The organism is Nocardia acididurans (genome assembly GCF_016741815.1).
GTDB lineage: Bacteria > Actinomycetota > Actinomycetes > Mycobacteriales > Mycobacteriaceae > Nocardia > Nocardia acididurans.
On sequence record NZ_JAERRJ010000022.1, the window covers coordinates 51061 to 62302 of the forward strand.

Below are 11242 nucleotides of genomic sequence, written 5' to 3' on the forward strand. Positions count from 1 at the left end.
CTGTTCACTGCCAAATCAATGGCGCCGTAATAACTGGGTCGTCGACGCCGCGAACAACGTAGTCAATGTTACCAATTCTTGTTGCAGGTCGGCGATCTCCAATAGGAGGCAGAGACAGCGTCGTCGACACCCATGAGCCTTTGAACGGGATCGGCAACCCGAGTTCCCTGGCGACTCGCGGTCCGTCTTTCTGATGCCCCAAAACGACGATCCCCTCGGGTTGCAGGTGCCTCCGCGCATCCCGGATACGCTTCGGCCCATCGTGCTGACTTGCCACGGTTATTGCCGTATTCCTGTCAATAATCTGTCCTTGCACTCTTCGCAGTAACTCATTGACCCGGAGTTGGCCACCGTTCCCGGAACCTCGATGTGAATCCGATGCGGCAAATATCTCGTGCACAATCTGTGGATCAGTCCTACTCAGGTTCAATAGAAGGTTACGCGGCAGACTACCTTCAGGAACGAGCCATCTAATGTCGGCTCTTCCAGTCTTTGAAATCGTTCTTTTTTGATCTCGATTCTTGCCTTGATTGAGTCGCTGATCAGAAATTCTCAAAAGACCAACCTGGAACTCACCGCCAGCGTCATCCGCTCTCATCAGGAGGCAAATATGACCAACGGCCTCCAGAGGGATCGTCCAGTTTCTGCCAAGCGTAAATTTGGCGTCGACAGGACAACCTGCGATTTCGTAGTCCATAACGCTACCGAATCCGAGGGAAAACTCGGCTCGAGTAACGATTTCAACCTTGGTACCCAGGTAGGTTTTCTCCGTTGATGCTACGTTCTCACCGTTTATGTCGTAGCGACCGGTTCGCTGGCCGTCCAGAACCTCATCAATAGCCTGCCGAAGAACACACCCAAAACGGCTGACATAGTCTGGCTGTCCCGTGAAGTAATGCCACACTTCTTCCAGCTGCGGATCATCCATCACCGCCCCCTCCATGCATTCGGGTCCGAAGTCAAGCGGCAGAGTGTTCTCGAACATGACTTTGCCTCGGTTTAACCAATCAGATCGTCAGCGAACCAAAGGGCGGAGATAGTTAGCAATAGACTCAGCGAGAACAGGAGGAACAGCATTGCCGATCTGCCGAGCAATTTGGATCTTGGATCCACACCAAACGAACTGCGCGGGAAACGTTTGCAATAGCGCCGCCTCGCGATGAGTAATCGGTCGATTGACTCGATTTCTTGGATTATCCCTATCCCATTGAGGATGAAGGTATTGCCCTTTCTCGGGCTTGAAGAACTCGGTTCTGATAGTCAACGAAGGTTGATCCCAACGCATTCTACCCATGACATCGGTGGTCCCGGTCTTTTTCTCGCGCCAGCACCTCGAAAGGAGCTCGTCGGGCAAGTCGAACCTTCCACCACCAGGCGGAATGCAATCATATCGACGAAGAGAGAGATCGGTGGGTTGCCTTCCGATATGCAGGTCTTCGCTCTTGAATACACCGGGTAGCCTCTGTCCAAAGAATTCTACGGATGATTTGGGAAGCTCTGTAGTTTCAGGAATTTCAGGAAGACCCTCAATTGCATCTCGAACGGTACGCCATTCAGGAAGCAGCGATCCTACAGGCCCATGTGTTGGACTCGGCATCGGAATTTTCTCTCGACGAGAACCGATTACGATCGTGCGCTTTCGACGCTGAGGAGCACCGAAATCTGCAGCGAGAAGGAGCGACCAGTTCAATTTATAGTCTGCAAGCAGTCCACCAGGCTGGGTTTCAGCTTCGAGGAGTTGGAACTCTGTCGACTTCAGGAATCGATCGACATTCTCGATTACAAACACCTTAGGCTTGGCATGTTTGACAAAACGAATATATTCTTTCCACAACTTGTTTCGAGGATCGTTTACATCACGCGACCCCAAGTTGGAGAAACCCTGACACGGAGGCCCTCCGATGATCACATCAGCCTTCGGTATCTCACTGTTCCTGACCTCCGCGATGTCGCCCCAGCGAGTGTGGTCCTCACCAAAGTTGGCCGCGTACGTGGCGGCCGCAGCGAGGTCGTACTCCACAGACATGACCGGTTCGTATCCACCAGCGCTTACGAAGCCAGAGGTCATGCCACCGCAGCCGGCGAAGAGATCGATCATTGTCAGAGGGCGAGGCATGTGTGACAGGTTAGCCGCTACCTCCGACAAACCTTTGCTGGCTCGCGTTACCGGTCAGCTAGATCACCTGCCGCGCCTTGCGTCGGAGCCGTTGCAGGGAGACCGACCGGCTGGCATCGTTGTGGAGTGACCGCGCCTTTTGCCGCCGAACTCTGTGGCTACCGACCTAACGGCAACCCCTCGACGTCAGACAACAGCGACAAGAACTCGATCGCATGGGGGCATGCGATGTTCGGCGAGCTCGGCGTACCGACAGGCAAACCTGAGGTCACTGGAGTTGGGAACGCGATGGAGGTAGCAGTTGCTGAACACCTCGAGTCTGTGCGCTCCGATCTCGTTGTTCGCCGTTCCAGACCTGCCCGAGTGTTCGAGCAGTACACACATCTCGATGTCTTTCGCCAGTTCACACGGTCATACCGGACGCCCGCTGATGAACTGGACAGTTTGGTCAGCGATATGATCAAGCTGCTGCCGCCCGAGGAATCAGCCAGAGCCGCCGAGAGAATGGGCGCGGCCAGGGCACGGGAGAAGGCTAACCACGAACTCGTCACACAACTCATGGGGGCGATGCCGGAAGAGTCAATGCTACAGATCGACATTACTATCTCCTCACCGGTCTTGAAAGATAGGTTGCTGGTGGGCCTTTCTTCCAAATGGTCATTACGAACCGACAGAGCTCAGGACTGTATCTCCCAAGGAGCGAAGCTCGCGAACATGCGGCGCGGACACATGCCACACTTTGCGGTGCTCACCATGGAACCGCGACCAACAATGCTCAAGCTCATTGCGTACGGATCTGGCTCGGTCGATTGCGTGTACCACACAGCTCTGCCCGCCCTCTTGAGCGCCGCGAACAAGCTGGCAGGCGAGGGCAAGACATTCGGCACTCAGAAAGAACTACTGGACCGCATGGTCGCACAGCGTCGCCTTCGGTCGTACCAAGACCTTGTGACCGAGGTGCTACACCTACCTCAGTAGCACGACCGACTATAATTCCGATCAGCTCATGAATCGATTATTGCTGTGTCCCTTGAAGAGTCGATGGTAGCGAACCGCACCCGACGGGCACCGTCGTAGTGCGCATGCTCGGGTGCAACAAATCCGAATCCCATGACGACACGACCAGGCTCAAGGACGCCAGAGTTGGCTGCAACATCGCGATGATCGCGTTCGACCATGGGATACAGCACGACAACGCCCCGACGCTCGGTGCAGAGAACATTTGTGTGAGGGTCGTCCGAGCGACCTGTGCCTCCAGCAATGTAATGCGCAATGACACGGTGTTTGGGATCGCTGATCGCACCGAAAAGGGGCCCCCGGCGGCGGTCACGTTCGAACCAGCAGTATTCGCGGACGGTGGAATCGAGTCGGATTCGCTTGTCGGGTTTAGCGTGTTGAGGAGCCAACAGTACCCAGTCGTCGATAAGTGCCCGTGTCGTGACTCCACGCAAGTAGGTCATGTGAGGTTCAAACTGCGACGGGGCGCTCCATTTGAGGGCCTCGAAAAGGTCACACATGTGGGTGGCACTGACTGTGCCGACTAAGGCCGGGAAGGACAGGCCCTTCTTAGTATCGTAGGTGAACTGGATCGGTTCGGCGGCAAGGGATTCCAGTTCGGGGAGCCAGAGGCGGGTGTTGTGGCGGAGGTCTACGGGGGATGTGGGGTAGGCGGTGGGTTCTTCCCAGCGGCCGGGTGACTGGACCTCGACCAAGCGGGCGTTGTACATCTTGTTCGGCGTTGTAGGTTTCAACAACGGGAAGTGTTGGGACACAAGGGGTGGGACCTGGGCGGGGGTGATCTGGGGCATGCCGTCGACCATGACTGAGTACTGCTTCAGTTCGTCGCGGAAGGCTTCTTCATCGAGGCAGACGGCTTCGAAGGCGCGGTAGAGGTCGATTTCCTGTTTGCCGGTGCTGAGCTTTTCTTCGCGGCCTATGTAGAGGCGTACCAGGTCACGGTAGTTTTTGCGGAAGCCGAACCAGCGGCCCATCTGCATCAGGGCGGAGACGTTGGCGGCGCGGCGGCGGAAGTAGGTGACGGTCAGGCCCTCGACTGTGTAGCCGCGGGAGAGTTTTTGACCGCCTATGAGGATTTTCCAGATGGAGCGGCGGTCGAAGTCGGCTGTGCCGGTCTCCAAGTCTTTGTCGCCGTTAACGACAATGATGGGCTGCTGGTCGGCGCCGATGTTCATGACGGCGGGGCCGATGTAGGGCTGGAGGTCGTCGAATGAGGTGGGGACGGAGACTTTTTCGGCGCGGACCGCGGAGACCGGGGCGAGGTCGGTGTCGAAGAGTTCGCGGAGGCGGGCGTGGCCTTCGGCACTGGAATAGCCTGCCTGCCACCACAGTTTGGTGACACGGCCGAGGAGTTCACGGTGGGATTCCACCCAGTTGGACTCGTGGATCAGCATGGTGTGGTGGCGGAACGCGTCGGGGCCGAGGCCGTCGACCTCCGCGCGGTAGAGCTTCATGGCGGCGGTGAGGACGAACATGTCCATGGCGCGGCGGAGCGGGCCGGTGTCGTCATCGTCGGCGACGATCACATCGCGGACGTGCGCCAGTTCGTTGGAGTTGGCGTAGGTGCGTTCTTCGTCGGATTCGTCGAGGTCGAAGTCGTGGAAGTCGGCTGCGCCCATGTAGCCCTTGGGGCGGTCCAGGGAGATGATGAAGTCTTTGGGGAAGATGTCGGCGGCGTCGCTGGGGTCGATGAAGACGTTCGCGTACGGGGTGGCCGTGTAGCCGACGTACTGGGCGCGGGGCAGCATCGTGAGGAGTTGGGAGATCTTCTCGTTGATGGCGGTGCGCTCGGTGTCGGGCTTCGGGCGTGAGGTGTTGACCGAGGCCTCGTCGGATTCGTCGTCGATGATCAGGACGGGGATCTCGGCCAGTGGGGTGCGAATCTTCTTGAGGTCCTTGACGAGTTTGCCCAGGACCAGCTTGTTCTTCTTCACCACCATCAGGCGGGCAGACGCGCGGTGCAGGTTCTGCGGATCGTAGAGCGGGAGCGCCGGCTCCTGCTTCTCGAATTCCAGTGCGACGATGCCCTGCAGCAGACTCTTGTAGTCGTCGTAGCGAGTGGTGAGGCGATGGATATCGAAGCCACCCAGAACAGAAGGGGCGGAACCAAACTCGACGAACTTGCCCTGACTCCATTCCGGATCGTCGGCGTAGTCGGATTCGAATTCACTTGCGCCGCGCAGGATGTTCTCCCGTCCGACGAGTTCCTTGTCGAGACGCCGCTGGGTTTGATCGCGGAGCAGATTCAGGGTGCCGCCGAGAACGATGACAAGCCGGTACCCCGCGTCGATGGCGCGGGCGATCACGCCGGTGAAGTTCGCGGTCTTGCCGGATTGCACGTAGCCCACGACGAGGCCGCGGGATTGGTATGCCTCGGGGCGGGTCGGGTCGGAGAGGCGCTCGACCACACTCTCGGTGGCCATGTCCAGATCGGTGATGGCCTCGTCCGACCATCCCTTGCGGCTCAACAGTTCTGCGTACATGGGCCAGTACCAGGACTTGCCCTGATGAGTGGCGTACCAGGGAACGAATTCCTTGCTGATCACTACGGGCCCGGGGACCTTGATCACCGGGGCCGCGGCGTCGAGGAGCTTGCGGGTGCTCGGTTCGAGGCCGAGCGCGCTGTAGATGTCGGTTCGACGCTCGTCGGTGCACGGTAGTGCGGTAGACCAGGCGGGGTCCTGGATGTGGTCCCAGGCGCGTAGCTGTTTGCTCCACATATCCGTCAGCTGCCCGCCGGAGACCGGGGCCGCGAAGAGCAGTGCGTCCCGGAAGTCCTCTTCGCTCGCAAAGCTTTCCGCGCCGGGCATGTCGTCGGCCTGGTAGTCCATGGCCCGCGCGAGGCGCTTGGGCTTGCTGCCCGCCATATCGGCCAGCACTGCCCTGTGCAGGGCGATCCGCAGGTCCGGTTCCATCGTTATTCCCCATCCCGATCGTCGAGTCGATCCTGTTCGGCGCGTGCCGCGGCAACCAGTACGGATTGCCAGAGCGCCAGGTTGTCGCGTTCTCTGCTGCCGGCGCGTTCACGCTGGAAGATCTCGTGCAGCATCAGATACAGCAGGGATTTGATGACCGGGGCGTCGTTGAGGCCGCCGTGGCGGCCGCCGAGGATGGCGGCGCGGTATTTGAGGTTGAGCAGGATGCCGTGGTGTTCGCGGTCCAGGTCGAAGAAGTCGTCGCCTTCGAAGGCGGTCCAGCGAACGGAGATCGGTTGTTCGCCGGGGAGTTCGGGGAGTTCTTCGGCGATCACTTCGCGGATTCCGTGGGCGAAGCCGCGGCCGGGTTGGATGGCGGGTTTGCGTTCGACGCTGGATCGTTTGCGGGCTTCGCGGTAGGTGGCGTCGGCGTCGGAGAGGAAGTGGGTGAAGGTGTTTCCGGCGTCGTCGGACGCGTGCTCGAGGGCGGCGATGAATTCCGGGGAGACCTCTACGCCGTCCTTCTTGACGGTCAGGCGGAAGACGTCGCCGGTGTGGGGCGGGAGTTCGACCGCTACGCGAGCCAGGACGAGGTGTTGTTCGGGTTGGCGGAAGTTGTTCCAGCCGCCGGCTTGGACGAGTCGGTCGTTGCGGTAGAGGTAGAAGCCTTGTGTGTCCTGGAGGGAACCGGTCGCACGGAATTGCGGCAGTGACGATTTGGGAGTCCAGATGTGGGCGTTCAGTTGCACCGGGCCGACAGAGGGCAGTTCGAGTTTGAAGGTGCGCGGATACTCGGGGTGGCCGCTCACCGGGTAGCCGAACGGATCCAGTGGCAGGACACCGAAATCCATGACGAGCAGGCCGGTGGTGATGTCCTCCACGGCGATGGTGATGTTGAAATCGCCTCGGGCCAGGTAGCGGTGGAGTTGGAGTCCCAGGTGCATGCCGAGCTTGGAGATCGTGCGGGACAGGTAACGTTCGGTTTGTTCGGGGCCGCCGTTTCGCGGAAAGTCCTTCACGCCGTCCCAGCGGATTACCGTGCCCTGCCAGGTGATCGGGCTGCCGGAGTAGCGATCCATGAGTGATTGCGCATAGCGCGGTTCCACAATGTCGCATTGGAATCCGTCTTTGGCGCGTTCCATTACCCAGCGGCGGCCGGCGGGGCGGCTCGTGCGCGTGCGACTGACGACACTCACCGCGGCGGCATGACTCAGGGAGGCGGATTTGAGGCCGGTGCCGAACATGCCGAGGGAACCCTCGCGGTAGTTGCGCCGACCACCGACTGTCATGGCGACGTCGAGTTCGTCGTCCGTCATGCCGGAACCGTCGTCGATGATGAGCAGGCTCACCAGCCGGTCGCCGTCGCGGAGGAAGTGGATGACCACGTCCTTGGCTCCGGCGTCGATGGAGTTGTCCACGAGGTCGGCGATGGCGGCTTCGAAGCCGTAGCCCTGACTGGTAAGGGCTTCCATATATCGGGGGTCGGGTGGGAGGTGTTTGGTGCCCGTCGTCGGGACATCGAACTTCCAGTCATCCGCCATAACCACCCCGATGCTATGCATTAGCCGAAAACTTTCTGACCCTCCGCGGGGGCCATTGTGAAAGATCCGACGGGTGCGGCGGAGTGTTACAGGGCACACCCGCAAGGGTTTACAAGCCTGCTCCGAGGGTTCGAATGCAGTGGGTCACCAGATCCGAGGGGGAGCCTTTGCCGGCGGCGGGGGCGTCGGTGGATGCCCACTGTTCCACGGCGATTCGGATGGAACCGGCAATCGCGGCCGCTATCAAGCGAATTCGGAGGGTGTCGGTGTCGGGGCCTGCCAATTCGGTTAGGGCTCGGGCCAATTGGCGTTCGCCCTCCATGTTGATGCGTTGCCAGACGGCTCGCAGGGCGTCGTCGGAGTCCATGGCGCGCAGTAGGCCCCGGGTGACTTCCAGGTCGTCGTCCACTCCCCTGAATGTCAGGGCGCGGACTGCCGCGGACTCCAACTCCGCGAGGGTCGGCAGGTGTTGCGGGCCGGTGGCGATGATGTCGAGCCAGCGTTGTGCGCCTGCGGCGAGCATGGGCTCGACGGCGTCTTCCTTGGTGCGGCTGTAGCGGTAGAACGTGCGCAGGGCTATGCCGGATTCGGCGGCTATCTCCTCGGCCGTCACCGAGGCTGTTCCGCGTTCGGCGAAGAGGCGGGCGGCGGTGCGGGCGATGTCCATGCGGGTGGCGGCCTTGCGGCGTTCGGCCAGGGAGGGGCGGCGCGGCTCGGTGGGGGCTGCGGGCATCGGGGGCCTCCTGCTGGTCGGGACTGGTATGGGAGGAATCCTAGTCTTCGGATGACAGTGTGGCACGTTGTGCCATACAGGCGTAGTGTGTCAGGTAGCGGGGACCTAGAGCTACAGGAGGAATTTCGCAATGGAGCGTTTTGCCGATCGCCGGGTACTGATCACCGGCGCGGGGTCGGGTATCGGGCGGGCCACTGTTCATCGGATCCTGTCCGAGGGTGGGCAGGTTGTGGCGGCCGATGTGAATGAGGACGGGCTTGCCGAGACTGCCAAGCAGGCGGCGGCCAACGGGAATGGTGAGCGGCTCACCAGCGTGAAAATCGATATCGCCGATGAGGATTCGGTGCGGGCGGGGGTGGCCTCGGCTGTCGAGACGCTGGGCGGGCTGGATGCGCTGATCAATGCGGCGGGGATTCTGCGGTCCGCGCATACGCATGAGATGCCGCTGGCTGATTTCAATCGGATCATCACCGTGAACCTGACGGGCACCTTCCTGATGATTCGGGAGGCACTGCCCGCGCTGCTGGAATCCGATAAGGGTGTGATCGTGAACTTCACATCGACCTCGGCGTTCTTCGCGCATCCGTATATGGCGGCCTATGCGGCGTCCAAGGGCGGGATCATGTCGATGACGCATGCACTGGCCTCGGAATACAGCAAGCAGGGGCTACGGGTGGTCGCGGTCGCGCCGGGGTCGATCTCCAGCGATATGACCGACGGCAAGGGGCCGGGGTTGCCCGCCGACGCCGATATCAATCTGTTCATGAAGCTGATGCCGGGGATCGGGCAGGGGTTCGCCTCACCCGATACCGTGGCGGGCGTGGTCGCCATGCTGGCGTCGGATGACGGTGCGTTCATCACCGGCACCGAGATTCGCATCGACGGCGGCACGCACTACTGAGCCGCGATCGCCGCCGCTACCCCGTCGAGGATCAGGGACAGGCCGTAGTGGAAGTCCGCATCCGGTGGGGCGGCGGCGATTTCGGGCGAGGTGAAGATGCCGGAGGCGAACAGCGCCGCGGCGTCGGGGAAACGGTCGGGGGTGACCAGGGCCGAGAGGTCGGCCGTATAGGCGCGTAGTGCGCCTGCCTCGTCGAGATGAGCTGCGGCCCAAGCCTGTTCGAGTTGACGTTCGAGGGTGAAGGCCTGGCGTACGTAGCCGCCGACGAGGGTGATGACGCCGATCTTGGCGGGCCAATCCAGTTGTGTGTCGCGGAGTGCGCGCAGGCCGGCGTCCATCCAGGCGAGGGCATTCGGGCCGCGCGGCGGGCCGCTGACGGGGAGCTGTATCAGCCAGGGATGACGGCGGTGGGCGGTCAGTTGCGTGCGTGCCCAGAAGCCTAGGGCGGAGCGCCAGAGGGGTTCGCCCGCAGTGGATTTCACAGACGAGGCCGCGGCGTCCAGCTCCGGCACTCCCTTGCGGTCATCCCCGAGGGCCTCGGGCGGCGGGCCGGTTGCCGCATCGACCATCAGGTCGGTCAATTCGTCTTTGGAGCCGATGTGGCGATAGAGGGACATCGGCGTGACATCCAGGGCCGCAGCGATTTTCGGGAGGGTTGCGCCGGAGAGCCCATCACGGTCGGCCAGTTCGACAGCCGTGCCGACGATGCGGTCGACATCGAGGGCGGCGCGGCGGCCCAGATGTGAGCCGAGCGGGAGCCGCCAGAGGCGGGCCAGGTGGTCGGGCATCGTGTGATCCGTCATCGCGGGTGCGGTCTCCTGTCTCGCCAATCATTGCGATCCACATTAGTATAGTGCTTATAGTTTAAGCCATATACTTTTAGTGATCGCGGAAGGCCTGACCCATGGACGCACTACGCCGCACGACCGGAATCGCAGCCACCGCCGGGGCCGGGCTCACCCTCGTCGAGCTGCCCCTCTACTTCGTCTACGGCGGGCCGCCACCGGACTGGAACATCTTGACGCGCAGCCTGATCGGGCTCTGCGGGGTCACCGCGCTGGTGGTCTTCATGAGCTGCTTCGGGCAGTGGGTGAAACGCGATGCGCCGCAGTACGAATGGATCGGCGCGCTGGCCGCCACGGCTGGAATCGCCTGGCTGACGGTCACCATGGTGTCGACCGGCCTCGAGGTCGGGGCGGCCATCCAGGCGCCGGAACCCATCGATCCGACCATCAGCGTGTCGGGCACCTACATCCTGTACGGGACCATTTCGCGATTGCTGGGGACGGTGCTCTTCGCCGCCCTGGGGTTCGCGGTGCTGCGCACCCGGATACTGCCGGACTGGGTGGGGCGGTCGGCGCTGATGCTGGCGATCGTCAATCTGATTTTCGCGCCGTCACTGTTCTTCGGAAATGATCCGGTGAACTTCTATGCGGCCAATGGGTGGGGCACCACCGCCACGGTCGGCGGCATCACCATGATCTGGCTGCTCGCCGTGGGAATCACCATCCTGCGCTCCCCCGTCACCGCCCCCGAGGCCAAGTCATCCCTGAGTCGTACCAAGCCCTGAACTTTCCGGAATTCGTGCTAGCACCATGCCTTTGCGGATCGGGATTGGGCAGACTCGGCAAGCATGATGTCGACGAAAAACACTTCTGCTCGAAGATTATTCGCTCGCGTTGCTCTCACCGGTGCGCTCGTCGTGACACCGTTGGCCGCGGTCGCTGCCACCGCCTCGGCTGATCCCGGTACGGGGCCGGCGATCACCGACGTGCGGCATCCGCACGGGAACGACCGGGACTGCGACAACTGGAAAGATCGCGATCGGTGGGACCACCGCAATGACCGATGGTGGGATGACGACTGCGATCGCCGGAACGACCGCCATCACGACCGCGACAACGACGGCTGGCGCAATTCGTTGCCGCGCGGGTGGTTCGGCAGCAGCTAGCCCGCTGAGCGCCGAAGATTCGCTTTAACGTCACCGCTCATTCACGCGCCCCCGGCGCGGTCCTGCTT

10 protein-coding genes are annotated in these 11242 nt (G+C 61.6%); 4 read left to right on the plus strand and 6 right to left on the minus strand.

The genetic code is table 11. The features are described from left to right. Positions 1 to 4: 4 nt before the first annotated feature. Positions 5 to 985: a NaeI family type II restriction endonuclease gene (locus JK358_RS36990; RefSeq protein ID WP_201958083.1), complete on the minus strand. Its 981-nt coding sequence runs from the start codon at positions 983 to 985 to the stop codon at positions 5 to 7. A 30-nt stretch (positions 986 to 1015) separates the two neighbouring features. Beyond that, a complete protein-coding gene (locus tag JK358_RS36995) occupies positions 1016 to 2098 on the minus strand; it encodes a DNA cytosine methyltransferase (protein ID WP_232852536.1) in 1083 nt (360 codons plus the stop codon). A 144-nt stretch (positions 2099 to 2242) separates the two neighbouring features. On the opposite strand from JK358_RS36995, the gene JK358_RS37000 reads away from it, so the two are divergent. After that, positions 2243 to 3094, plus strand: a complete 852-nt coding sequence (locus JK358_RS37000) for an NgoMIV family type II restriction endonuclease (protein WP_201958087.1) — start codon at positions 2243 to 2245, stop codon at positions 3092 to 3094. 26 nt (positions 3095 to 3120) lie between these two features. Here the strand turns inward: JK358_RS37000 and JK358_RS37005 are convergent, their stop codons facing one another. The 3 genes from JK358_RS37005 to JK358_RS37015 all read right to left on the minus strand — a co-directional run bounded on the left by JK358_RS37005 (position 3121) and on the right by JK358_RS37015 (position 8322). Further along, positions 3121 to 6048: a Z1 domain-containing protein gene (locus JK358_RS37005; RefSeq protein WP_232852537.1), complete on the minus strand. Its 2928-nt coding sequence runs from the start codon at positions 6046 to 6048 to the stop codon at positions 3121 to 3123. Positions 6049 to 6050: 2 nt separating this feature from the next. Further along, positions 6051 to 7589 (minus strand): ATP-binding protein, encoded by a 1539-nt coding sequence (locus JK358_RS37010; RefSeq protein WP_201958095.1) that lies wholly within the window; start codon positions 7587 to 7589, stop codon positions 6051 to 6053. Between the two features lie 109 nt (positions 7590 to 7698). Further along, entirely contained in the window at positions 7699 to 8322 is a 624-nt protein-coding gene (locus JK358_RS37015) for a TetR/AcrR family transcriptional regulator (RefSeq protein ID WP_201958098.1), read from the minus strand. Positions 8323 to 8452: 130 nt separating this feature from the next. On the opposite strand from JK358_RS37015, the gene JK358_RS37020 reads away from it, so the two are divergent. Beyond that, complete coding sequence (locus JK358_RS37020; RefSeq protein ID WP_201958101.1) at positions 8453 to 9223, plus strand: SDR family NAD(P)-dependent oxidoreductase; 771 nt, start codon at positions 8453 to 8455, stop codon at positions 9221 to 9223. Here JK358_RS37020 and JK358_RS37025 read toward each other — a convergent pair. Next, positions 9217 to 10026 (minus strand): TetR/AcrR family transcriptional regulator, encoded by an 810-nt coding sequence (locus JK358_RS37025; RefSeq protein WP_201958102.1) that lies wholly within the window; start codon positions 10024 to 10026, stop codon positions 9217 to 9219. The two genes, JK358_RS37020 and JK358_RS37025, sit on opposite strands and share 7 nt — an antisense overlap. 101 nt (positions 10027 to 10127) lie before the next feature. Between JK358_RS37025 and JK358_RS37030 the strand changes: the two genes are divergently transcribed. Together JK358_RS37030 and JK358_RS37035 are read left to right on the plus strand one after the other, a co-directional pair. After that, positions 10128 to 10793, plus strand: coding sequence for a hypothetical protein (locus JK358_RS37030; RefSeq protein WP_201958104.1), 666 nt, complete (start codon positions 10128 to 10130; stop codon positions 10791 to 10793). Between the two features lie 63 nt (positions 10794 to 10856). After that, positions 10857 to 11174 (plus strand): hypothetical protein, encoded by a 318-nt coding sequence (locus JK358_RS37035; RefSeq protein WP_201958106.1) that lies wholly within the window; start codon positions 10857 to 10859, stop codon positions 11172 to 11174. Positions 11175 to 11242 lie beyond the last annotated feature (68 nt).